This window comes from Sabulibacter ruber (assembly GCF_017355955.1).
In the GTDB taxonomy this organism is placed as follows: Bacteria; Bacteroidota; Bacteroidia; order Cytophagales; family Hymenobacteraceae; genus Nibribacter; species Nibribacter ruber_A.
Genome location: NZ_JAFFID010000006.1, coordinates 111,953 through 135,892 on the forward strand (window position 1 = coordinate 111,953; position 23,940 = coordinate 135,892).

General features: G+C 49.4%; 22 protein-coding genes. 9 read left to right on the forward strand and 13 right to left on the reverse strand.

All coding sequences use genetic code 11. The features are described from left to right. Nucleotides 1–55: 55 nt before the first annotated feature. From JT719_RS22375 to JT719_RS22385, 3 genes are all read right to left on the reverse strand, one after another. Nucleotides 56–1,414: a RagB/SusD family nutrient uptake outer membrane protein gene (locus JT719_RS22375; RefSeq protein ID WP_207435993.1), complete on the reverse strand. Its 1,359-nt coding sequence runs from the start codon at nucleotides 1,412–1,414 to the stop codon at nucleotides 56–58. A gap of 21 nt (nucleotides 1,415–1,435) precedes the next feature. Next, nucleotides 1,436–4,642, reverse strand: coding sequence for a SusC/RagA family TonB-linked outer membrane protein (locus tag JT719_RS22380; RefSeq protein WP_207435994.1), 3,207 nt, complete (start codon nucleotides 4,640–4,642; stop codon nucleotides 1,436–1,438). A 330-nt stretch (nucleotides 4,643–4,972) separates the two neighbouring features. Beyond that, a complete protein-coding gene (locus JT719_RS22385; protein ID WP_207435995.1) occupies nucleotides 4,973–6,343 on the reverse strand; it encodes a TlpA family protein disulfide reductase in 1,371 nt (456 codons plus the stop codon). A gap of 788 nt (nucleotides 6,344–7,131) precedes the next feature. Here JT719_RS22385 and JT719_RS22390 point away from each other — a divergent pair. After that, entirely contained in the window at nucleotides 7,132–7,518 is a 387-nt protein-coding gene (locus JT719_RS22390) for a helix-turn-helix domain-containing protein (protein ID WP_242693416.1), read from the forward strand. A gap of 604 nt (nucleotides 7,519–8,122) precedes the next feature. On the opposite strand, the gene JT719_RS22395 is transcribed toward JT719_RS22390, so the two are convergent. From JT719_RS22395 to JT719_RS22425, 7 genes are all read right to left on the reverse strand, one after another. After that, the gene (locus JT719_RS22395) at nucleotides 8,123–8,509 is read right to left on the reverse strand and encodes an Arm DNA-binding domain-containing protein (RefSeq protein ID WP_207435997.1); all 387 of its coding nucleotides are present in this window, start codon (nucleotides 8,507–8,509) and stop codon (nucleotides 8,123–8,125) included. A 9-nt stretch (nucleotides 8,510–8,518) separates the two neighbouring features. Then, the gene (locus tag JT719_RS22400) at nucleotides 8,519–8,728 is read right to left on the reverse strand and encodes a hypothetical protein (protein ID WP_207435998.1); all 210 of its coding nucleotides are present in this window, start codon (nucleotides 8,726–8,728) and stop codon (nucleotides 8,519–8,521) included. 337 nt (nucleotides 8,729–9,065) lie between these two features. Beyond that, complete coding sequence (locus tag JT719_RS22405) at nucleotides 9,066–11,507, reverse strand: hypothetical protein (RefSeq protein ID WP_207435999.1); 2,442 nt, start codon at nucleotides 11,505–11,507, stop codon at nucleotides 9,066–9,068. Between the two features lie 33 nt (nucleotides 11,508–11,540). After that, nucleotides 11,541–12,992 (reverse strand): coiled-coil domain-containing protein, encoded by a 1,452-nt coding sequence (locus tag JT719_RS22410; protein WP_207436000.1) that lies wholly within the window; start codon nucleotides 12,990–12,992, stop codon nucleotides 11,541–11,543. A gap of 66 nt (nucleotides 12,993–13,058) precedes the next feature. Further along, nucleotides 13,059–13,316 carry a hypothetical protein gene (locus JT719_RS22415; RefSeq protein ID WP_207436001.1) on the reverse strand — a complete coding sequence of 86 codons (258 nt, stop codon included), beginning with the start codon at nucleotides 13,314–13,316 and terminating at the stop codon, nucleotides 13,059–13,061. A 99-nt stretch (nucleotides 13,317–13,415) separates the two neighbouring features. Further along, nucleotides 13,416–14,009 carry a hypothetical protein gene (locus JT719_RS22420; protein WP_207436002.1) on the reverse strand — a complete coding sequence of 198 codons (594 nt, stop codon included), beginning with the start codon at nucleotides 14,007–14,009 and terminating at the stop codon, nucleotides 13,416–13,418. Between the two features lie 64 nt (nucleotides 14,010–14,073). After that, the gene (locus tag JT719_RS22425) at nucleotides 14,074–14,457 is read right to left on the reverse strand and encodes a helix-turn-helix domain-containing protein (protein ID WP_207436003.1); all 384 of its coding nucleotides are present in this window, start codon (nucleotides 14,455–14,457) and stop codon (nucleotides 14,074–14,076) included. Between the two features lie 123 nt (nucleotides 14,458–14,580). Between JT719_RS22425 and JT719_RS22430 the strand changes: the two genes are divergently transcribed. Continuing rightward, nucleotides 14,581–14,895: a hypothetical protein gene (locus tag JT719_RS22430; RefSeq protein WP_207436004.1), complete on the forward strand. Its 315-nt coding sequence runs from the start codon at nucleotides 14,581–14,583 to the stop codon at nucleotides 14,893–14,895. A gap of 26 nt (nucleotides 14,896–14,921) precedes the next feature. Continuing rightward, nucleotides 14,922–15,110 carry a hypothetical protein gene (locus JT719_RS22435; protein WP_207436005.1) on the forward strand — a complete coding sequence of 63 codons (189 nt, stop codon included), beginning with the start codon at nucleotides 14,922–14,924 and terminating at the stop codon, nucleotides 15,108–15,110. A 189-nt stretch (nucleotides 15,111–15,299) separates the two neighbouring features. On the opposite strand, the gene JT719_RS22440 is transcribed toward JT719_RS22435, so the two are convergent. Both JT719_RS22440 and JT719_RS22445 read right to left on the reverse strand, forming a co-directional pair. Next, complete coding sequence (locus tag JT719_RS22440) at nucleotides 15,300–15,857, reverse strand: hypothetical protein (RefSeq protein WP_207436006.1); 558 nt, start codon at nucleotides 15,855–15,857, stop codon at nucleotides 15,300–15,302. A 386-nt stretch (nucleotides 15,858–16,243) separates the two neighbouring features. Beyond that, nucleotides 16,244–17,050, reverse strand: a complete 807-nt coding sequence (locus tag JT719_RS22445; RefSeq protein WP_207436007.1) for a hypothetical protein — start codon at nucleotides 17,048–17,050, stop codon at nucleotides 16,244–16,246. A 511-nt stretch (nucleotides 17,051–17,561) separates the two neighbouring features. Here JT719_RS22445 and JT719_RS22450 point away from each other — a divergent pair. From JT719_RS22450 to JT719_RS22475, 6 genes are all read left to right on the forward strand, one after another. Next, the gene (locus tag JT719_RS22450) at nucleotides 17,562–17,861 is read left to right on the forward strand and encodes a hypothetical protein (protein WP_207436008.1); all 300 of its coding nucleotides are present in this window, start codon (nucleotides 17,562–17,564) and stop codon (nucleotides 17,859–17,861) included. A gap of 330 nt (nucleotides 17,862–18,191) precedes the next feature. Then, complete coding sequence (locus tag JT719_RS22455; protein ID WP_207436009.1) at nucleotides 18,192–18,875, forward strand: Crp/Fnr family transcriptional regulator; 684 nt, start codon at nucleotides 18,192–18,194, stop codon at nucleotides 18,873–18,875. A gap of 234 nt (nucleotides 18,876–19,109) precedes the next feature. After that, the gene (locus JT719_RS22460) at nucleotides 19,110–19,871 is read left to right on the forward strand and encodes an SDR family NAD(P)-dependent oxidoreductase (RefSeq protein ID WP_207436010.1); all 762 of its coding nucleotides are present in this window, start codon (nucleotides 19,110–19,112) and stop codon (nucleotides 19,869–19,871) included. Nucleotides 19,872–20,189: 318 nt separating this feature from the next. Continuing rightward, complete coding sequence (locus JT719_RS22465; protein ID WP_242693417.1) at nucleotides 20,190–20,684, forward strand: DUF2652 domain-containing protein; 495 nt, start codon at nucleotides 20,190–20,192, stop codon at nucleotides 20,682–20,684. 191 nt (nucleotides 20,685–20,875) lie between these two features. Next, entirely contained in the window at nucleotides 20,876–22,519 is a 1,644-nt protein-coding gene (locus JT719_RS22470) for an NADP-dependent glyceraldehyde-3-phosphate dehydrogenase (protein WP_207436012.1), read from the forward strand. Nucleotides 22,520–22,693: 174 nt separating this feature from the next. Next, on the forward strand, nucleotides 22,694–22,828 hold the full coding sequence (locus JT719_RS22475; RefSeq protein WP_207436013.1) for an SDR family NAD(P)-dependent oxidoreductase: 135 nt from the start codon (nucleotides 22,694–22,696) through the stop codon (nucleotides 22,826–22,828). Nucleotides 22,829–22,979: 151 nt separating this feature from the next. On the opposite strand, the gene JT719_RS22480 is transcribed toward JT719_RS22475, so the two are convergent. Further along, the gene (locus tag JT719_RS22480) at nucleotides 22,980–23,936 is read right to left on the reverse strand and encodes an SDR family oxidoreductase (protein WP_207436014.1); all 957 of its coding nucleotides are present in this window, start codon (nucleotides 23,934–23,936) and stop codon (nucleotides 22,980–22,982) included. Nucleotides 23,937–23,940: the final 4 nt, after the last annotated feature.

Genomic DNA, 23,940 nt, shown 5'->3' on the forward strand with positions numbered 1-23,940 from the left:
ACCCGAAGAGGCTGCCCGGTATCCAGGCAGCCTCTTTTTTTTACCCTCCGGGGCTTTAGCGCGGGTTCTGGGGCATGCCCGACAGGGCCACCACGTCGTCCGGGAGGGGGAGGGCGTAGCGCGGGTCGTTGGGGGGCAGCGTGTACACCCGGCCCTGCACGGTGCGGGAGAGGGTGATATTTGCCCCTTCCCGGTTCAGGCGTTTGAGGTCCATCCACCGCAGGTTCCGCAGGACGAGCTCCTTGCGGCGCTCCCGCAGGATGTGGGCCAGGGCCTCCTCAGGGCCGGCGGCCGTGAGGGGAACGAAGGTGCCGGCCCGCCAGCGGGTCACCAGAAGGGTGTTCAGGTCCTGCATCGCCTCGGGCACGTTCCCCAGCCGGGCGTGGGCCTCCGCCCGGATCAGGTACAGTTCATCCGTGGCCGTCCCGGCGAAAGGGGCCCCGCCCCCGTAGCTCCCCCGGAAAGCGAAGGAGCCGTCCCCGTTAGGCCGGAAGAACACCGCCCGGCGCAGGTCCTCCGGGGCGTAGGAGGCATAGAGCGCGGGGTCGATCCGGGCCAGGCTTTCCTGCAGGGCGGGGTTCACGCCGAAGGCGAAGTGCTCGGTGATGACCTCCGGGTTGTACTGCGGCACGGGGTAGGCGGCGGAAAGGTCCAGCGTGTTGTAGTCCAGCAGGGCGGACTGCCGCTGCAGGCAGGAGTCGGCGTAGAGGGCCGCCTGCCGGTAGTCTCCCATGGCCAGGAAGGTGCGGGCCAGCAGGGCGTGGGCCGACACCCGGTACGGGCGGGTGGGGTGCAGGCGCTTGGTCGGCAGCAGGGCCGCCGCCTCACGCAGGTCCGCCACGATGCGGTCATAGGTCTGCTGCACCGAGGCCCGCACGGAGGGCACGTTGAAGTCGGTGCCCAGGCGCAGGGGGATGCCCAGGTCCGCGGAGGCCGTGCGTGCGTCGTAGGCCGGGGCCCAGAGCAGCGCCCCCTGCAGGAAGTGGTGCCCCCGGTAATAGAGGGCCTGCCCCTTCACGTCGTCCCAGTCCAGGGAGTTGGCCGGGGTGCGGGGCAGGGAGGCGAGCTGCTCGAGCACGGTGTTGGCCACGTAGACGGGCATGAAGTTGTAGTTCCAGTCGTTGACCTGGGGGGGGAACACGTTCTCCCCCGCCCAGACGTACAGGTGACGGTCCTGCTCCCGGGGCAGGGCGGCCCAGTCGGCATCGGTGAGGTAGTAGTTGTCGGCGCTGATCTCGCCGGCGTTGGGCACCTGGTGGTTCATCAGGTCCGTCTCGTTGAGCAGGGCCTGCAGGTCGGTGAGGGTGGAGGGGATCACCAGTTTCTGGTCGGGTTTCTCGTCGAGGAAGCTGTCGCAGCCCAGCAGGAAGGGGGCCGACAGGGAAAGCAGGAGTTTGTGCAGGTTCTTAAGCATGGGACAGGGAAAGGATAAAGGTTAGAAAGAGGCCCGGAGGCCGAGGGAATAGGTCCGGGCCGGGGGCAGGTTATAGCGGCCCAGGTGGTAGTCGGGGTCCAGGCCCCGGTCGTTGGCCCTCCACAGGAGCCCCAGGTGCTGGAGGGTCAGATAGGTTTCCAGGTGCTGGAAGGGCATCTTTTTCCCTTTCGCCCGGGGGAAGGCGTAGCTGGCGGTAACGTACTGGAGCCGCACGTGGTCGCCGCGCTCCACCAGGGCCTCGGAGCCGGCGTAGAACCGGTCGCGGTTGGCGTTGGCCGGGTAGGACAGGGAGGGCACGTCGGTGCGGGCCTCATCGCCCGGCTGCTGCCACCGGTCGGCATAGTCGCGGTGCATGGCCCCCAGGCGGTAGAGGTCGGAGTAATGGATGGAGGAGCGCCGGAAGAAATAGCCCAGCTTGTAGGAGATCCGGGCGGTGAGGGAGAAGGGTCCGTAGGAGAGGGTGTTGCCCAGCGAGCCGAAGGCGGTGGGCACCGCCGAGCCGTGGAAGCGCAGGTCATCCACCAGCACCCCGGCGCCCATGAGGGCGGCGTAGTCCTTGCCGGGCGTGCCGTCGGGGGCGTACCCCCGCGGATCGCCGGTGGCCGGGTCCAATCCCGCCCAGCGGTAGGAGAAGAGCGAGTAGACCGGGCGGCCTTCCACGCCGGAGACGCCGGGGGTCGTGGAGATGAAGTTGCTGCCCTGCTGGTCCCCCAGGTAATACTCGGTCACCTCGTCGCGGTAGAAGCTGGCGTTGAGGTGGGTGCGCCAGGCGAAGGCTCCCGCCTTCAGGGTCAGGGTGTTCAGCTCCAGGTCCAGACCCTGGCCGACCATCGCCGCGGCGTTCGTCACCACGCTGGAGCCGATGCCGGCCGTATAGTCCAGCTGCTTCCATCCGAACAGGTCTTTCCCCTTTTTGCGGTAGTATTCCACCGAGCCGCTCACGCGGTCCCCCCGGAAGCCGAAGTCCAGGCCCAGGTTCAGCATGCCCGTCCGCTCCCAGCCCAGCTTCGGGTTGGCGTAGTTGGCGAAATAGGCCATAGGCCCGCCGGTGAAGGGGGACAGGTTGGGCCGGTAGGTGATGGTGGCCACGGCCGTGCGGCCCTGGTCCACGTTGCCGCTGAAGCCGTAGGTGGCCCTGAGGCGCAGGGAAGGCAGCAGGGCCCACCCGTAGAAAGGCTCCCGGGCCAGGTTCCAGCTCAGGCCGGCGCTCCAGAGCGGGTTCCAGCGGTCGTTGGCCTTCACCCCGAAGAGGTTGGAGGCGTCGCGGCGGGCGCTGGCCGAGAGGGTGTAGCGCCCCCGGTAGGTGTAGGCGGCGTTGCCGAAAAGGGAGACGAAGCGGCTGGCCAGGCCCTGCAGCCCCGTGTTGGGCGGGATAAAGGAGGTGCGGCCGCTCGTGATCATGGGATACGGAAGGGTGTGGTCCACCTGCCCGAAGGAGAGGGTGGCAGGGTCGTAGCCGTAGAGGCGGGCGGAGTGGCCGGTGGTGCGGGCGGCGCGGATCTCGCCCCCGGCGATGGCCACCAGCTCATGCTCTCCCCAGGTGCGCTGGAAGTTGAGCTGCCCCCGCACGCTGTGGGCCTCGGTCAGGCCCTGGGACCGGTCCAGGATCCCGCCCCGGGGCACCTTGTAAGTGAGGGTGCCCGTGGCGGGGTCGATCTGGGTGTAGAGGTTGACCAGGTTGCGAGCTAGGTAGCTCTGGGCATCGTGGTGCTGCTCGGAGGCGCTCTGCTGCCGCTGGTACTGGTATTTCACGTCGGCCTCCAGGCCCCAGGGCAGCCGGTAGAGCAGGCCCGCGTCGGCGCGCACCTCCTGGGTCTCCCCGCGGGACCGGCTGTGGCGCCAGTCCTCCAGGGGGTAGTAGTTCCAGTCCAGCAGCCTGCCGTCTCCCGCCGTCTCCTTGAAGGACTGGCGGTAGTCCTTGACCACAGGCAAGGCGTTGCCCTCGTCATCGGCGAGGCGGGCGTAGGGGTACAGCTGGCCATTGAGCATGCTCACCTCCCCGTAGCCGGGCTTACCGCCGGTGCTGCGGCCCTGGGCGAAGTAGAGGGCGGTGGACAGCTCCAGGTTCTTTGCGGGTCTGAGGGTGTTCTGGGCGTGCAGGGTCAGGCGCCCGGAGGTAGCTTCCAATTGGCTGAGGCTGTGGTCGTAGCCCAGTCCCAGCCGCCAGGCGTTCACCGCCGAGCCGCCCCGGAAGCCCAGGCTGTACTGCTGGCTGAGACCCCGGCGGTACAGGTGGCGGGAGAACTCGTCGCGCACGTCAACCTGCCGGAGAGCCGCCAGCTGGGCCTCGGCCGCCTCGGGGGAGAGGGTGCCCCGGGCCCGGGCGTGGAGGATCTCCACCGCAGGGGACACGGCGGGCCGGGTCACGTTGTTGAGGGTGCTGTTGTAGTAGCCGCGGGCGTAGAGCAGCTGCTCCACGTCGATGAAATCGCCGCTGGCCATCTGGGGGGCGTACCACAGGTTGGGCTCGTCCTGCACGGTGACGTTGGAGTTGAACTCCACACGAAGGGGCTGCTGGAAGCGGCCCTTCTTGGTGGTGATGACGAGCACGCCGTTACCTGCCCGGGTGCCCCAGATGGAGGCCGCCGCCGCGTCCTTGAGCAGGGTGACGCTCTCCACGTCGTTGGGGTTGAGGCTTGCGGGGTCCCCCTCGTAGGGGAAATTGTCCACCACGATTAGCGGGGTGCGCGGGCCCATGATGGTGCTCAGGCCCCGCACCATGAGGCGGCCGCGGGCATCGGTGCCCCGGTCCACGGTGAGGCCGTTGGCGACGCTCTCCAGGCGGCTGAGCACGTCGGGCCCCACCTGCTCCTGGAGCCGCTCCGCGCTCACCTGGGAAAAGGAACCCGTCGCCCGCTCCTGGGGCAGGGTCTGGTAGCCCGTGGAGACGACCACTTCCCGCAGGGCGGTGGCGTCCTCCTCGAGGGAGATCACCAGGGGCTGCGTCAGGGGAAGGGAGAGGGGGATCTCCTGGGAGGCGTAGCCTAGGAACTGGACCACGAGCACGGCTTTGTCCGGCACGGAGGGGAAGGAGAAGGAGCCGTCAGCCTCGGTCATGGTGCCGGTTTGGGTGCCTTTCAGCAACAGGGAGGCCCCCGGCAGGGGCGAGTGGGTGGCGGCGGACTCCACGCGCCCGGTGACCCGGTGCTGGGCCCGGCCCGGGAGCGCCCAAAGGAGAAGGCAGAGGAAAAGTAAAAAGTGTTTCATGGGAAGGTGCATTGGGGTAAGGGATGGTTTTCTAAGGTTGACAGATGCCGCTAAGGGCAGGCGGGGAGAAGGGGAAAATGGCCGGTGCGGGGTGAAAGCGGGGGAGAGGGACAGGAAGGGGCCCGGGCGGGGGGAATTCCGCCTGTTCGTGCCCATGAAGAAAAGCGACGGTGCCGCCCGGGGTTTCCTGCAGGCCTCTCCCCCTAGGGAACCCTCTCACGGGGAGAGGGAGGCCTTGTTCAGCGGTAGAGGCCTAGGCCTGGCGCTGGGTCTGCCCTCCGGGGGCGGGATATAGTAGGTTCATCGGGTCTTTGGTTAGGGGTGAGGGATTCACTTTCCGTTCATGTTCACAGGTTTCTCGCGCACCACCAGCAGCGGCACCTTCCGCCGGGCGGGTTTCAGGTCCAGGCCGTAGCGCTGCAGGTCGCGCCGCAGGGCGGGCAGGTCGGAGAAGGGGGCGGTCAGGTCCAGGTCCACGGGGGCCGCGTGGTTTGTCTCGTCCACCACGGGCAGGGGGAGGTCATCCCCCGAGTTCAGGCGGGCCACCAGGGCGCTCAGGGGCAGGTTGCGCAAACCCACCTCGGTTTTGGCCGAGAGGCGGTTCTGGGGCTTGCCTCCCTGGCTGGGCGGTGGGCTCTTCTTTCTGTTTTGCCGCACGAGCACGAGGCAGTCCAGTTCCCGGGGCTCCACCGAAGCCTGGAAGGGGGTGGAGCGGTTCAGCTCCTCCAGCAGTTGCCCAAACAGTTGGTCCGGTGGACCGGCGGGGCCCACCAGGTCGTAGGACCAGGCGTGCTGGCGGAACCAGTCCTCGGCGGAAAGGGAGGATTTCCCCTGGAAGAGCCCGGAAGAGTCGCGGATCTCGAAGAGAAGTCCTTTCTCGGACAGGTGGGGCAGCAGGGCCCGCTGCGCCAGTTCATACATCGTGACCAGGGGCGTGTTGGTGAGGGCCATGCCCTGCACCGTGCCGTCCGCGGCGCGGCGGGGGCGGGTGCCGCTGGGTACGCCCTCCAGCTGCCCCTGGAACAGTATGCTGTAGTGCTTCAAATGAGTGGTGGGCAGCTCGGGCTCGGTGAAGAGGGGGCGGCTCAGGTCCACGTCCTTCTTGCGGGTCAGGGTGGCCGTTTCCCCCTGCAGGGCCTTGCGGATATTCTCCGGGGTAACCTGGTCCGGGGCGGTGATGGCCTGCACGGTGCCCTGGGGGCTCACCCACACGAGGTGGGGGATGAGCTTGTGGGGGAAGAGGCGGTCCAGCAGGGTGTCCTGCACGACGGTGGGCAAAAGGAAGCGGCTCCCGTCGGGGTTGCGCCATTTCTCGAAGTACGCCCGGATCTTCTCGGGGGTGTCGCCGGTGGACTTGGAATTGACCAATAGCACCTGCACCTTCTCCCCGAACTCCCGCTGGATGGCGTCCAGCTTGGGCATGGCGGCCTTGCAGTTGCCGCACCAGGTGGCCCAGAAATCCAGCAGCAGGAGCTTGCCAGGGAAGTCGGAAAGCCGGACGGTGGGGGAAGGATGCCCAAGGAGATTAGAAAGGGGGATGGGGGGCAGCGGCTGGCCGATGGACAGACCCTCCGCCGGGTAGGCCGCCTTTTGGGCGAGGGCGGAAGAGGAAAGGGTACCGGTGCAGAGCAGCACGAGAAGCGCGGGGAGGCGGAAACAGGAGGGCAACAGGAAGCCCGTGAGCCATTTTGTATGGTTCATCGCAAGAAATTAATTTAACATAAGGAATGAGACAAAGACGTGCGTTGGAACACGGGCGTCAGAGAGTAGAGAAAGGTATCACTCCGGCGGACAGATGAGCAGCGTCCAATTCTGGGCAAAGGGAAGAGAGAAGAAAGACAGGGGTGGGATAGTGGGAAGGCAGGGAAGGGGAGTTGTGTTGATCGACCAGGATAGCCGGGAGGTTGGGGTCAGGAGAACTAGCAGCCGGACTATCCGCAGCAGGGGAAGCATGGAACTGGTGCCAACGCTCCATAAGTATAGAGTGCGGGTACACGTCAGGGAGCTTAGCCTACCTGGCAGGAAAGGGAGGGGAAACGCTAACATGTGCTCTGCTGCTTTGGGTACACGGTGACAAGGGTAAGATCAAAACAAGAAAGCCTCTTAAGAGGCGGGATATTATTTCGGAAGGTACTCTGGGGTTTTGGGGTAGCGAACCCAAACCGCGAGTATTTTACTCAGGATTATGGGTAAGGTACTCAGGTGGACACGTGGAGGTATTCAGATGAATCGGTAGATTAGGAAAGGAAGGGATTGGAGCCGGTTCGCGGTTTGGAACCAGCTCAGAAAAGGCAAGCTACTGTTGGTTGAATGCAGTACACTGCTAAATTTCTCGCATAAAGGAAAGGAGAAATGCAAGCACTTATGTCGTTTTTAATCCCGCCGCCCAAGGGGAATTTTCCCCTATATTGCACTTTCGTTACTCGCTGCCAGGTAGTATATTGCTGTTAGGTATTTTATTTAGGATTATGGAAACAACTACGAAACCCATGCACTTAGGAAGGAAAATCAGCCGTATCAGGGAGCTGAGAGGAATCAAACAGGAAGCCATGGCGCAGGAGCTGGGCGTAAGTCAGCAGACGGTGAGCCGCATTGAGTCTAGTGATATGGTAGAGGAGGAGATGTTGGCGAGAATCGCTAAAGTGCTGGAGGTTACACCTGAGGTGATAAAGCACTTCAATGAAGAGGCAGTTTTCAACATAATTGGTAATACAGTTAATAACAACGATAATGCTGCTTTATTTAATTATTACCCAACTTTCAATCCTGTCGATAAAATAGTTTCTCTTTATGATGAGAAAATTGCCTTGTTAGAACGCTTGTTACAAAGTGAAAGAGAAAAGATAGAATTGTATAAAAGCTTTTTAAAAGATTAGGTATAACATATTTAAATATAATATTCATTGAAGAAAATTTTTTTAAATCTGTATCGCAATGCAATACAGGCGTTTGTAATACCTACTTTTGTCTAATAAGTATTAATTTCAGCCAATCAATTTAGAATAGAATCAATGATTATTTTTGGTGCGTGCAGGTAGATGATCTGCTATTGATGCTGAATGTTGAACATAGTCACCTTTGATGCATCACTTATGCGCATCCCGGTGTAACAGCAGAAGAGAAAAATATCACGGCTTTTCTCCATAGTGGCTACCCATTCAGAGAAGCGCGAACTGTCCTCTTTTTTAATACGCCCTTAGCCTAGTACAACTCAAACAGTTTTTTCTTTATCTCTTCCTTCTGAAAATTTAGGCTATATATAGCATGCAGTTCCTGAGCGCTCAGAGCGTCTACACCCTCATAAATTTTAGGGGGGTGTAGAGTTGGTATCTGCGATTCACCGGCGCGTCATATTGCAGGTCTGCCCATTTAAGGAATGTCTTGAGCCGATCAGTGGTCTTCCCAAAGTTATTCATTGTCTGCTCCAGGGTAACCAGCATTTAGTGCTGAGATTCTTGGTAGAACTTCATGTCAAACTCCTCAAATAAAATTGGTTGCGCCTAAACTCCCTAAACTTCCGGAACCGATTAATAGTGGATTGATCCCATTAATAGTGATTTCCACCAAGTGCTTGCCCGTGGCTACGTTGATCTTGGTTTTCTGGTGGGTAAGCACTCTGCGGGTACTTCTATAGTTCCTGTCCACTAACTCCAGGCTTTTTTGCCAATTCAGAAGCTTCTCGTTGATCTCATGGTGGTAGTCTTCCTTAGAAGTGACCAGGCGCATGTCTGCGTCCCAGTTCTCCGGACGGCAGCGCTCCCCGGTCTCAATATAGAATCTGCTCCCATCTAGGTTAACGGTGAACCGAATGGCCACATAGCCTTGCTTGTCTGGGCGGTCATGTCTGATGTTGCGTTTGGCTTTCATGGGAGAGGGTTAGAGGTTGGTCATAGTGTTAGGCAGGGTTTGAAGTTGTTTCATCTCCTCAAGCAAAGTTCTTGCCTCTTGCATGGAGGTGTTCATAGAAAGGCTCAGCTTCTGGAGTTGGAGTTGCATCTGCTGACAGCCAGCGCAGTTGATCTGGATAGATTGTTCATTGCTCTCTAGGTGCTGAGCAATCTGAATGATGGGGGGTAAAGTACACATAGAATATTGGATTTGTGAGATCCACTATACTTGAGTAACTTAACTAAAAGACATCTCTTATACAGTATTTCACTTACGTTATAAATTAGCTATTACTTAAGTTCAGCTTAGGGAGGAAGTATTTATTTTTATTTTTTTCTTCCAGTACTTGCATTACTCGGTTCAAAAGAAATATCTTTGTGTTCCGGTTGAAAAATATCAAGCCATCGCGCTTGGACAGGCCCACGCAGATGCGTGGGCCTTTAAATTTTATAGAGGTTTAATAATTTTGTATAAAAATAAATGTATGCTTGAAGGATGTTATTGATTTCCATTAAGCATACATTCAAATATTGAACTATTTTCTTCTTTTGGAAGAATAGAAATTGATTTTATTTATAATTTCATCCATCTGTATATTGATGCTTTTTTCAATATCAGATAAAATATTTAAGCTGTTCAGGCTTGTCTTTAGTATCCCTTCATCCTCGATCGATTTTATATAAGTAAAGAAGCTTACTATTCGATCTTTTCTAAATTTCATTCTTTTTAGTGAATCACCTTCAAAATTGATGTGAATACTTAATGAATGTATTGTGTCCCATGCATCATCAGAAAATATAGGTGTATCAAATAGAACCGCTTCTATATATTCAAATCTTTTTAGAAGAAAATCATAATAGTAGGCGCCGGAGAGATTGATGTGCACTATTGATGTAGAGTCAATTTCTGCCACCCCATCAGCATCAATCAGTTTTCCCTTTAATAATGCGTTTAGAGTCTTAATGATATGGTTTTCAATGGCACCTAATTCAGAAAAAGTTTCAATTATTGTTTGAACTGGTGTGTCTAGCGTGCTCTTATCCTTTCCTCTTAACTTTAGAAAATTTAAAATGTAAGCTCTTAAGAATTGTAGCTTTTTTGAATTCAGGCCAGAGTTTATAATGTTTATTAGTTCCGCCTTGTCTTCAATATAGTATTTCCATAAGCCTTGAACACATCCTTTGAAAACTTCATGAAAAGGTATATTGTTAAAACTATTGTTAGAAATGTAATTCTCGATTTGCTTTTCTACTTGGATATGTCCTGATATTAGAAAGTTGCTAACTAAGTTGATTCCCTTTCTGATATTGCCGTCAGCTACGCATTCAATAAACCGAGCAGACACTTCTTGTAGTAAAGAAGAATGTGCTATGTCAAAAAACAAGCTTAGATCTTGTACTTGTAACTTGAAGCCGTTGTGTAATGTTAGTTCAGCTTTTTTACCTTTTAAAATCTCCCCCGCAAATTTTAGTCTTTTTGATAATACCTCTCTTAACGGCGGTGCGTCTATCCAGAATTTTCTTAATTCGTATGCATTAAATATTGAATCGTTTTTGTGCTTTACAAAGGTTGTGTCTCTAATTGAGATAAATATGTTAGAATTTATCTTTTTAGATAATGCTATTCCTTCAGAAAGTACACTGATCTCTAAAGTGTCATTTTCATAGAGATCAATGTTGTCCATGACAATTATGCATAAGTGCTCCTTCGAGATATGTTTGTATATCTTTTCTACATAAGGATAGACTTCATTGTAATCATTCAATATTATAGACTGAGATAGTTCATTGAATTTTTCAGGATCTCTTGCTGAAATTGCAAATGGGCCTCTAGCTAAATTTGAAAATTGTTCTTTGTAGGCGGGGGCAATTAAGTTGTCATAGTCAGTTTTTACATACTCATGTTCTTGTAAAGAGAACTCTAATAGTGAATTGTATATAAATTTCTTTGCCTCTTCGTTGCCTAGTTTTTCAAAGTCTATGTATACCCAAAAGCATTTCTTCTCCTTTAGGAGGGTCTTCGCATGTATTTTTTGGAAATGGGATAGATAAGTGGATTTTCCTGCTCCAACACCACCAATCAATAGCGTTACTGGTTGATGGCTATTAGATTCAATTGCTCCTATGCTCCTCTTTAATTCGTCATCCTTCTTTTCTTTTTTTATTCTCCTTGCAGGAAGAACAACAGTAGGCTTTTTATCAGATAGATAAATTTCAAGAGTCGAATCGTACTTTGTTCTAGCATCAGTTTGAACGAAGCAATACCTTAATTTTTCTTCGTCATTTAAGATTGACTCACCATTAATTGCATTATCTAAAGCTAAAGAAATATAATCTGCAATCTTATTGCGATCTACTCTAGCATTAGAGTCTTTAAAAGTATTAGATAAAGTATTGATTACATTTATATCTGAAATAGTAGTTAAACTATGTAAGCTTTTGTTTTCTACATTTGGGCTGGATAGAATATTGAATAATTGTTCTGCATCTGATACAACATCAAACGGGAATAGTACTGTCGCATAAATTTGGTCATGATGTAATGCTTCTAGTCTAGAGTATATACACCAACAAGTTCCATTCGTAACAACTACAGCATCTGCATTTTTTTCTTTGGCATATTGCTCTGCTTGAATAATTGCTTTTTTAATTTCACCTGTGCCCAATACAGAGCCTGTAAGTTTTAGTTTTTTTCTTTTTGTTGGTGTTGGGAAAGCTGAACCAATTTTTTTTGCCTCAATAATGATAATGTAATCACCGCATTTTAATAAGTAGTCAACGTATCCCTCTTTCTTTCCAAAAGTGTATTCCTCAACGCTTACTTGGCCATATTGATATTGTAAAACATCTCTAACTATTCTGTCAATTATGTCGAACCTGGTCTGAGCTTCAGATTCATTTGCTAAATCTTTATTAAGTGCTTCAGCAAGTATCTTGTCATATATTTCTGATGTTTCACCCCAATCTTTAAAAGTCACATTCATTGTGTTTATATACTAGAATCTTCTGATTTATGATTTTGACCCAGCTACTTTTTCAAGAGTAGAAATCGCTTTGTTTAATGTGTCAAAAAGTGGGTTGTTCAAATCCTCAGTTCCTGTTTTGTTGTTGTTAGTTGTTCGCCGTAATGGATCTTGATGGATTTCTTCAAGTACTTTTTTAATATATGCAGCATATTCGTCATTCGAATCAGGTGAGCCATGTTTTTTTAGTTGCTCTGAAAAGCCCACTATTGATTGGGCAAGCACCATCTTGTATGCATAATCCTGAATAACATTAATTCGCTTTACGTAAATATTAGCGCAGAAAATGGCTCCAGAAATCAGTAGTGGTAGCATGGTTATTCTTCCTATAAGAGATGAAGTGCTTATCTCTTTATCTAGCACTAACCAAATACCTATTCCCAGAGCGCAAGCTAGAAATCCTCCTGCACCCCAAATCCAGTTATGTGGATTACTTTTTAATTCTGCATTATATTGATTCTGAAAAGAAGAGCTTAACCCCGTTGCTGTTGTATATCCTAACGCAGTTTTAGAATCATTTATAAGTGTAGTGGCTTGTTGGATTAATGAAATATGCTCGGTATTGATTTCTACAAGTCTGTTTTCTAAATTGTCCGTTAGGAATTTTACATTTTCGAACGCTTTTTCCCTCTCTTGAACTTTAGATACAAAGCTGTCAATAAGCTTTTCGCTGCCTTCAACGTTGTTTTTAGATTTATTGACAGATTCTTTTTTTTCTTCGATCTGAGTAAGAGTAGTGTTTGCTTTAGATATATTTTCTGCTAGCTCGTCTAAAGATTCTTCTATGTTCGTTTTCCTTTCCTCCAAAGCAGAAATCAACTCTTCTAATACGCCGTTTTTTTCTTCGAGATTGGAAGTTTTTTCATTGATTTTAGAAATAAGTTCTTTAGCTTCTTTATAAGTTTCTTTTGTGCTTTGAGTGCTCTCTTCTAGTTCCAGTTTTCTAATGGTTAACGTCTCAAGCTCATTGTCAAGCTCTAGAAATCTGTCTCGAGTAAATCTAATGTTATAGGGCCTGATTAAAATTTTTAAGGCATCTAAATGTGATAGTATATTAGAAGGCGAATGAAAATAGTAACTAAGATTAGATAAGTTATCATTTATTTGATTTCGTTCATTATATGTTGAGTATTTTAAAAATTTCGTTGACTGCTTGGTGAGTGCTTTTATGTCTAATAGAATAGCATTTAATCCACTAATTAAGGTTTTGTAAGAATACTCGTTTTCACTTCCAAACGTTTCTCCTTCATGGTCGCGGTAGTCAGTTTCTTCAATTTGTTTTTCTATCTTAGAAACTTGACTAATTATATTTTCAATTGAATTCAATGGTGCCATTAATAACTTGTCTAAAATTTTATATCTAAATAATAGTTTTTGTAACTGCTTTGATTGTGGATTTTCTAATAATCTGCTATTACTATATTCCTCTAAGACCCTCAATAAACCTCTGCTTATCCTTCAGCCGCTGCAACCTTTGGTAAATTGTATTTACTTCTGGACCAGTAGTTACTTCACCAGGTTATCCTTGCTTAGCTTATAGGTAGTCTGGAAATCACCCTTGCGCCATCCGCTATTGGTCATGTCTGTGTTGATGATATAGGCTCCTGTCTCGGTGTCCAGCACGATCACACCGTTTTCCCCGACCTCTGATTGGAACCTGCCGCCTTGGCCAGGGGTGCTGTTCTTGAAGCTGAAACCCATGATCAGCAGGGCGGCGCTCAGGAACCCGATTGCGAGTGATTTGAAGTCTAACTGGTTCTTCATACAGGTAAGTTTAAATTACTTTAAGTCTCCTTTTCCACAAACAGCCCCAAATAGATTCAAAATTCCTTAGCTATTACCTTCATTTCATCTTAAGTGATATTACAAATCTTTCTTAGCAATAAGTGTATTGTACTCAATTACTAGGTTTGGCAAATCTTCCAGCTGCATTTCCATATTGATCAACTTACTCTGAACAAAAGGAACATCCTGGAAGAGCTTCAATAATTCAACCTTTTGCTTTTTAATGTTAGTCACCGCTAAGTACGCAGAGGAATCTTTGAATAGAATGAGTGTGGTATAGTAAGAAACAGCCACATTGGAGGTGGACGAACTTCTATGAACTCCCATATTCATGGGACCGGTAATGTAAATCTGTGCGAAACTTTTAGGGAAGTTGCCCCAAGTAGGACTAACACTAATAGCTCCAATGGTTGCAAAGGTGTCTTTCTCAATCACAAAAGAAGAAACCTGGTCAATTTTAAGATGTTTGGACTTGTAAGAACTCAAGCTTTCCTTGAACTTGATGCTGGCTGGAACATTGCCTAAGATTGACATTCTAGCGTCGAGGCAACGTAGGAAGCCCTCCACCTTGATGCCTTCATGGGTATAGTAATGTCCCTTTTTAAAAGACTCCTGTGCTTGAGTAATTATTGATGCAATGCTTAGTAATACTACTAGTAAAATTTTCTTCATTTAATCTATGATTTGATCATTTACTCCCGTTTTGAACCTCTTTTCCAAAAACAGCCCCAAAACGCTATTTGCTTCTCAGCACTTCTATCAACTCCTCCTTATCCTTCAGCCGCTGCTCCAGATTGGCTCGCTCTAATTGACAAATCTCTAGCTGGTGTCTTAGTTCACTCACGTCTTCGCCTCCAGTGCTGACCTGTTGCCGGTTTTTCCCTACTTGATGAGCAACCTGCATTTGACCAGAGTTAGAAATTGAAGTGCCTTCTCCTAAAAAGTATGTTACTGGAAGCTCAAGCTTCTCACAAATTTTCAATAGGTACTTTATTTCAAAAGAATCCTTCTTATAAATCCTATAAAGATTGTTTGGAGTGATTCCAATCTCTTCTGCAATATCCTCAGTCTTAAAAGGTGATGCGCTAATCGCTTGCTTAACCTTTTCTCCTAGTAACATATTTTTTGTAGTGTATCTGTCTGTACCACAATAGACATACAAACTCACTTGAAAATAATTTGGTGAAAGTTTGCAACCTACTTGAAAATAAGATAGTATTGTGCCATTATAACAGTACAAAATATGGAAAAGCTATTAGATATAAAAAGGTGGCTACGCAAAGGCGACTATGAAGTCATCCACCGGATGCTGCCTGGTAGTTCTATCCACACAATCAGTTCCGTGATGAGTGGGAAGCGGAATGCCACATCTAAGAAAGCTCTTCCCATCATTGCGGCGGCCAAAAAGATAGCCGCCTCCCGGCAGAAACTGCTGGAGCCTCAGGGCCCGGCACCTTTACCCGAGAAGCGGCTCGAAGCGCCGCCTAATCAACTGCACATTTTCGCAGATGCACAAACTGTTCCAAGTTTTATAGAAAAAGTTCCAGAAGAGCAATAATTATTTTTTTTGGAGGAGAGAGACGCATGAACATCCTTGAAATCGCCACGAAGCAAGACCTAGAGCAGCTGCAGCAAGCCCTTACCCAGATCTTCTCCAAAGTAGTGGTGGCCCCTGCCCAGCACCATCCTCCTTGGGGCGCCCCCAGCCATCTGGGCGAACAGGAGATGCCCCAGCTCATGGGTGATCAACGCTATCCTGTAACCCACATATAAGAGGAGCAGGTTTAAGGCGATGTTGGACCATTTGATAGCAATAGGACCTTCTGGTATCCTCAGCAGGAGGCCAATACATAATAAAATCCAGTACGGTTTAGGGGCTAACGCCAGAATAACTCTTGTGTTCAATGCTGTATAGTATTTGTTTAAAGGAGTTTGCCTGGACCAAACGCTAATAGATTCAGGCTACTTGTTACCTGTGCTGCGGGTGTTAATCAGGACTGTGTTTTCCCTGGCAGCACTCCCATAGATCGCCTTTGCTGCCTCCACCTTCAATGACACTACATCCAACAGTTCAGATGGCGCTAGGTCCCTCAGCTTGGCAATATCCTCCTCATTCATGGGGAAGCCATCTTTCACGAACAGGAACGTTGATGGGGCATGCTCATAGGCTCTCAGCCTTTCAAGAAGAGAGTCAAAGAGCTGTTGTCTGAGTTTAGCCTTAAAGGTATTGGTGGTGACCTTGATTACCCCATCTTTGGCTGCTGCCCCGTAGGTCATACTGAGGTAATCCCTGCTTTCAGCGCTGTTTTCGATCAGCTCCACAGATTCAATCTCTGCTCTGGTGGCATACTGCTTCAAGGATGAGTCCTGGGGTATGGGTCTGCCATCAAGGATTATCAAGGGCTTCCTGCCTTTGAAGGCATCCAATGGGGAGCTGTTCTGCGCTACTTTGCCAGCCTTTGGATGGCAGCCTGCAAGTACAAGCAGAAGGAAGATGGATAGGGGGAGGTGCTTTGCCATGTTTAGTGGTATCAAATATAGGGGAGGGGCGTACTAATAGCACTTCTTGCAGGGTCTCCTGCTGTGGATATTCTCAGCCTCTGAGCGGGTGACAGCTGAGACCGTATGGGTACACCTGTTCAGACCACTGCAGGAAGGGGAACTGTGGTAAGCATAGGCACTGCCCCCTTCGCAGATGTAGACCTTAGGGGCTGATCTTACGGTTGCTTCCTTAGCCGGAGCCTTCTTCTGAGCAGGTTGAGTTGCCTGGGAGAAGCTGATCAAAGGCATTAAAACCAGCAGCAGGTATAGTAATTGTTTTCCCATGATTGATGCACTGTCCAAACCTTGGAAAGTTGGTTGGCCCAACAGATAGGTGGTTGTTTCAAACAGTAGTTAGGGATACCTTAGTACAATGAGTATTCCAGCCTGAACAATGATGAGGTGGTTCTAACCTCAACAGGAAAACCCAATTCATTGTATTTGTAGGTAAAGCTCTCGTTGAAAGCCTGTTGGACTTGGCCTGGGTCATCTATATCATAAATTGTGTAGGATGCTTTAACCGGGTTGTTGGAGCTTGAATAATAGTGAAGGTTGTGCTGCAAGGCTTGGGAAGGCATATAAAACCTAGAGTAAGGGCTTCCTAGCGCCTTGAAAGGGTTCGTTTTGGAGTCATAACTGATCTCGATTAAGTAAAGCCTTGGAGAGCGCTCCCCGGAAGGGCTTAGTTCGAAGCCTTCCTCCTTGGTCACATTACCCGCAAGGTCATAGGACAAGATAATGGCAAATTGCTTTCGCCCAGCAACTGCGCCTTCCAGTCGATTTATTCTCCCTGACGAATCGTAAAAGAGCCAAAACCCTCCATATGGTATCTGGTTTGGCTTCTCCCTTTCTGAGAAGTTTACCCTAATCATCCTTCCTGTAGCATCATAGGTATAATCTTCCTGGTAATTGCCGCCTTTTAGCAGCATCGATACTAAAAGTTTATTGCTGTTATAGCGGTAGTTCACACTGGAATCCTCATCCAACTGGCCAGCCCTATTGAATACAAATGAATGAGTGGTAAGAACAGTATCACTCATCTCATCTACCATGCTTATTGTGGAGATGCGTAGTTTCTTTGGTTCTATCAACTCCATTGGCTCCTCCTCGTCTTTGCAGGAGAACACAGAGAAGGAAAGGAAGAGAAGAAGGAAATGTAGCTGTGTTCTCATATGCTATTGTAGGCAGTAGGGCCAGGCTAAGTTAAGAAAAGCATAACAGTAGTTGTATAGGACACTGGTGCAATTTGATGGGTTTCAGGGAGATTTGTCTCTGAAACAGAGGGACAGTAGGAGAGACAAACAAGAGACAGAATCCAGGCTGAAGCAAAGGATTACGTATATTGCTTATCGTCTCGACAAAGGCCCGAAGTTGAAATAGTTAACAACAGGGCAAAAAACCTCCCCATATGGGGAGGAGACCCATACTGGTGGTGATGCTTGGAATCGAGCCAACGCCAATACCCCACACGTTAGGCAAGCTTAAATGAAACATATGGAGAAGTTTGAGGTCAAACCGTTCGCTGAATTAGAGCAGATATTATTAACTGAGTACTGCGAGGATTTCTTCCATTTCTTTCGTTTCCAGCTTACCACGAACTATGGCTTTGTTTTCCAACTGAACAACGGCACTGTTATCTTCCTACCGTAGGACCTCAGAAGCGATGGCCTAATCTTTAGAAGCATGGCTGCCTTCCAAGAGATGGTCGCCTCTGACAGGTTCCCCATAGAAAACGAAAGCGACGATTTTCTGGAAGTTGAAAAGGAATGGATTTACGACCTTCCGAATAGGATAGACCACTATGTAGACTTCATGAAGGAAACCCTGAAGCTTGAATTTGCGGAGATTGACCAGGATGTGGTGGTTACATGCCTCAAAAAGGTGGTGGGCAGGCGCATAAGGAAGGTGGTGACCCAGAGAGAAGTAGTCATACCAAGTTATCAAGTATCGATGAATCGTTTATGGAAGGCAGTACCCAGGTAGGCTGCTGAACAAAAGTGAACCGCTCCATGCCGCGCAGATTTTAATTTTAATCATAAACACACGTTGACGTTTATTGAATTTGGGAAGGAATTCCTACAGCTGCCCATGTGCATACCCCGGGTAGCAAAAGCGCATTGCATACGCAGATAATAGTTAATAGCAGAAGTTCATGGGCCTTACTGTACGGTCACAGGTATACGGCAGCCATCTCGACACCTGTAAAACCTTGATTTTTATTCGAGGAGATCGATTACCTGCTGAACCAGCAAAGAAGACGATTAGGCACAATTAAGTTTTTTCTATACATTATTAATATAAATCATATAGTATATGACAGCACGCTCTACCTTAAACGATCAGGCAGCAGTTACGGAGACAACAGAATTGCCTGCCGTTAAAAGCTCATCATTCAGAAGCACAGCAGAAGAGCACCGGGATGATATCTATAATTCGCTATTTGACTATTTCCGGAATTACACGAAACTCCCGCTCTCCCCATTTGACCAGAGACTGATCAGGGATGCTTTCAAGCTCAAAAAGCTACGCCGCCGTCAGTTCCTGGTACAGGAGGGCGACGTCTGTAAATACATCTGTTTTGTGGTATGCGGAGCTTTACGGATTTACTCCGTGAACGAACGCGGTCAGGAAGCCGTGGTAGCATTCGCCCTGGAGGGGAAGTGGATGTCGGATTGGGAAAGCGTGGTGACACAGACCCCTAGCCGATATCATATTGATGCGGTCGAACACTCGGAGATCCTGCAGATATCACCAGCAGAACTGCATGCTTTGGAGGCGAAGATACCCGCTATAGACGAGTTTCTTCGGCTTGAGCAAAGATTAGTAGCGGTTACAACACAAAAAAGAATACATACTGCCATAAGTATGAATGCGGAAGAAAGGTACCAGGACCTGCTGGAGAACCATCCCGAATATTTTCAAAGATTCTCTCAAAACATGATTGCTTCCTACCTGGGTATCAAACCGGAGACCCTGAGCCGCCTGAGAAAGCGCTGAGCGGCATCCGTCTTCAGCTTTCTATATAACTGGTTGATAACCGGTAAACCGTCCCGGCAATCTTCCAATGTGCCGTTGGACAGCGCAAACGCGGTGTTATCATCTGGCTGACGATACTAGTAAACTGAAAAACAGCCTGGTTGTCTGTCTTCATCCACGTTTTCATTTTTTGATAAAAGTCAAAATATGGCATTTATCGCCCAACGATCTTTGCGATATACAAAATCAAAAAAAATGAAAACAGTATTAATTACCGGGGCAAATAAGGGCATCGGCTTCGAATCAGCACGCCAGTTATTGCAAAAAGGATTCCTTGTCTTTCTTGGCAGCCGTAATTTAAGCAACGGTTTGAAAGCCGCAGAACAGCTAAAGGCAGAAGGACTAACCAACGTTGAAGCCGTTCAAATTGACGTTACCAGCCAGGATTCGGTCAATGCCGCCCGCATGGAAATCGGAAGCAAAGTCAGGACATTGGATGTGCTGATCAACAACGCCGGAATCAGCGGCATTGATATCGACAGCGAAGGGCATATGGTTCCTCAGACCGCCATAGATACCGATATAGCCGTTTACCAGAAAGTCTATGATACCAATGTATATGGTCCGGCAAGGGTGATCAAAGCGTTTATTGATCTTCTGAAAAATTCACCGGAACCACGGATCGTGAACCTTAGCTCAAGTCAGGGTTCTCTTACCCTGCACAGTGATCCCAATTACATCTACTACCATGTAAAAGGGGTCGTATACCTCTCCTCAAAAGCCGCCCTGAATATGTATACGGTTAACCTTGCTTACGAGCTGCGCGATACGGCCTTCAAGGTGAATGCCGTTAGCCCTGGTTTTACGGCGACGGATTTCACGGGTAAGAATGGCGGCTCCGTTGAGGTGGCTGCGAAACGTATCGTTAAATATGCCTTGATTGGCCAGGACGGTCCGACTGGAAAACTTTTCTGTGAAGAGACGAATCCGGACGGCACAGGTGAGATTCCATGGTAGGAAGTAGAGTAAGATGCTGAGCCCCGAGGCCAGCATCTTGTTTTTTGGAAAAAACAGCACGTTAAATAAATACTTTTAGCCAGTTCTAATTTCGGGAAGCGGACAGAAATTCTGGGAATCTATGCGCCTGCAAACGAGGTGTGAGTAGGGTCCGGCAGTAAACCATTTAATAGGAACGGAATGTTAAAGACACCCGAAAAACAATCCAAATTGTCCAACAACCTACTGGTTCCCGGGCGATATACCCATACACCATCGAAAGGATTGATTGTGATGCCGGATATCAGTGGTTTTACCCGTTTTGTCAACTCAACTGACATGGCAGAAGGAAAACTTATCATCATGGAGTTGCTGTCGTCCATTCTGGAGAATAACATTCTGGGTCTCAAGGTATCGGAGATAGAAGGAGACGCGGTTCTTTTCTATAGAATAGGGCCGCCTCCTTCCGGCTCTGAAATCCTAAGGCAGTATGAACAGATGCTATTCCACTTCAATGAGAAAGTGGCCGAATTCACTGATCTGTTTCACCATGATTCGAATCTGTCCTTGAAGCTGATCGCGCATTACGGAGAGGTTTCTGAATACAGGGTGGGGGGCTTTGAGAAACTATACGGGAGGGCTGTCATTGAGTCCCATCGGCTTCTTAAAAATTCCATTGACAGCCACTCCTATGTCCTCCTTACGGATGATTTACTAGATGAAATCGTAGAGGCTCCCTCGGAAACCTTAAAAGAAGGTGTAACCGCCAGTCAACTGTGCCAGATTCACGGCGATATACGAAATATCTGCTTTACCTACTTTGATTACGACTGAAAGGAGCAGGAATGGATAATCAGTAATACTTGATTACCCACTCACCATTCTACTAAAGGCTGATAAATCCAAGAGGCAATAGATCCTAGTCTTTACCTCTTCTTCAAGATGCCCTATTTCCTACAGGGGTAGTGTCATCCAATCCCAGGCAGGTACCCCAAAAAAACAAGTCAATTAAAACCTTAAATGTTATGGAATCAGAGAACAAACTACAGCGGTTGATCATTCACCCGGATTTAGTTCCTGCCGAGAATAGATTGAAAAGGCCGATTCACCAGCGCCGTATATTGATCGACGGGGAGTTGGAAGATTGGGACGGGCCGGTGCACCAGGTATTTTCCCCTGTTTATCTTAAAAATACGAACGATTCATCGGAGGAGGAGTCACCAATGTTGATCGGGAGCTACCCGCTGGCCACAAGCAAAGAGGCCGAATTGGCGCTGAACGCGGCAGTGAAGGCCTACAACGGCGGGCGGGGCCCATGGCCCTCCATGCCGGTACAGAAAAGGATCAGGTGCCTGGACGTCTTTACCACGAAAATGGTCCAGCGCAAAGATGAGATTGTGAATCTGATCATGTGGGAAATCGGCAAAAGCTCCGCAGACGCAGAGAAGGAGTTCGACCGGACCATCGAATACATACAGGACACGGTAAGAGCGGCAAAGAAACTGAATAACTCCACTTCTGCTTTCCAGGTACAGCAGAACTTCATCGGCCAAACCAAAAAAATGCCTTATGGGGTGGTCTTGTGCATGGGCCCCTTCAATTACCCGCTGAATGAGACGTTTACAACGCTTATTCCGGCACTGATCATGGGGAACACCATTTTGTTCAAACCGCCTAAACACGGTACGCTCCTCTTTGAACCATTGCTAGAGGCTTTCTGGGAGGCTTTTCCGAAGGGCGTGGTGAATACGGTGTATGGCCGGGGGCGTGACACGGTTCCCTTCCTGATGCAGTCCGGCAAAGTTGATGTTCTGGCTTTGATCGGATCGAGCAAGGTAGCAGACAGCCTCAAGAAGATGCACCCTAAATCTAATCGCCTGAAGTCGGTGCTAGGTCTGGATGCCAAAAATGCGGCAATTGTCATGGATGATGCCGAATTGGACGTGGCTGTCAAAGAGTGTATTTCCGGAGCCCTCTCCTTTAACGGGCAGCGGTGTACGGCCTTGAAAATCCTGTTTGTGCATACGGACATTGTCGACCGTTTCAACAAGCGCTTGGTGGAAGAGGTAGATAAGTTAACGATCGGGATGCCTTGGACGGCAGGGGTGGCGATCACTCCGCTTGCGGAACCGGAGAAGCCAACGTATTTACAGAAATGCCTGGAAGATGCCGCCCGGCATGGGGGGGCTATCCTGAATGCCGCTGCCGGTGGGGGTTCGGTCTATAGATCCCTGATGAAACCTGCTATAGTATACCCGGTGAATGAGGCCATGAAGCTCTACCGGGAGGAGCAGTTCGGGCCCATCATACCCATCGTGCCCTTTGATGATGTTGAAATACCAGTTGATTATATCACGGAGTCTTCCTTCGGGCAGCAGGTCAGCATTTTCAGCCGGGACAGTGAGGAAATCGGTTTGCTGATTGATCTGCTGGCCGGGCAGGTAGGCCGCATCAACCTCAACAGCCAATGTCAGCGTAGCCCCGACACGTTTGCTTTCAATGGCCGGAAGGATTCCGCGGAGGGTACCTTATCGGTGGAGGAAGCCTTGCTTGCCTTCTCGGTTGACTCGGTGGTTAGCACCAAACAAACGGTTTTCAATCAATCCATTATCGATGACATTCTGGTTAACCATAAATCGAATCGGTTAAGTCATACAGTTGCCCTTTGATGCTTCCAGGTATAAAGCCTATCCATCTTTCTCATACCTCTCGGCAGCGTAAGCCTTTGGAGTATCTTATCACTTTACACACGGTTATTCCGCCTACTATTTCCACCATTTCGGTTAATCCAGCAACGGAAGGTTTACTGATTTTTGCATTGCACAATTTAAAACGAGATAGTTATGCAGAAGAGAATTTTCATCACAGGAGCATCGGCCGGTTTAGGAAAAGCTACCGCCAGATTATTCCATTCAAAAGGCTGGAAAGTGATCGCGACCATGCGGAACCCCGAAAAGGACAATGTCGGTATCAGTTGACAAGGGTAAATACCCCTGCAAGATGACAGAGCAGCTTTAGTCAGGGTAGTCCTAATAAATTATAACAATTCCAGTACAGCAACTAAGCAATTTAACTGTCCATCTTTTTTTAACACACCTCAGCTGAAAAAGTAAATTCTCCGCCTTTCGTTTATTGTAAGTCGGCAGGGATCCTGGCCAAGGTTGATTCTGTGTACTCCTTGAAAGTTTTGGTCTTTCTGCCTAACAACCGCTCCAAATCGCCAGACTGATACTCGAATTCACCTGCTTCAATGGCCTCCGCCCAACCCGTTAAAAATTCGGCAACCTGAGGAGGAACTCCTTTCGCAACTAGCCCATCACTATATTCTGCGGCTGTAATGGTGGTGAAAGAAACGGGTTGTCCTTTGATTTCCGTTAGAATCTTGGCAATGTCCGCAAACGAAACAGCATCGCTGCCGCCTAAGGCATAGGTCTTGTTTTCGTGTCCCGGGGTGGAAAGTATTTCGGCGTGGGCTTCCGCCAATTCATCTCTGGTGGCAGGTGCCACTTTCCCGTTATTCGCCGGAACTTTTAGGCCATTTTCATAAGGGTTGGCATCATAGTAGAACGATAAAGCATCCGTAAAAGGCGGGTGGTAGACAATGGTATAGGCAAGCCCGGAAGATTTCAGCACTTGTTCCGTAAAAAGGTCTGATTCCGTAACTTCCGGTATAATACGTCCCGAACCCGCTTTACGCATAATGGCCATATACACTACGTGCTTCACACCCGCTTGGCGGGCAGCCGTAATCGCATTATAGTGTTGGGTGAACCGATCTGTAAAAGCGACGGTACTGGTAAGCATTACTTTGTCAACCCCTGCAAAGGCACGTAGTAACGAATCATAATCAAAATAATCCCCAAGCCGAACTTCGACGCCTTTGGCAGCTAAGTCCTCCAATCCTTCTTTCTTCCGGGAAAGTCCGATGACCTGGCTGGCGGGAACTCCTTTTTTCAATAAATGGTCCACGGTACTTTTTCCAACTCCACCTGAAACCCCCGTAACCAAAATCTTACCTTGAGATTCTTTCTGATAGTCTGTCATCTTGTTTTGATTTAAAATGGTAATTTTACTTTCGTTTTGCAAGTGC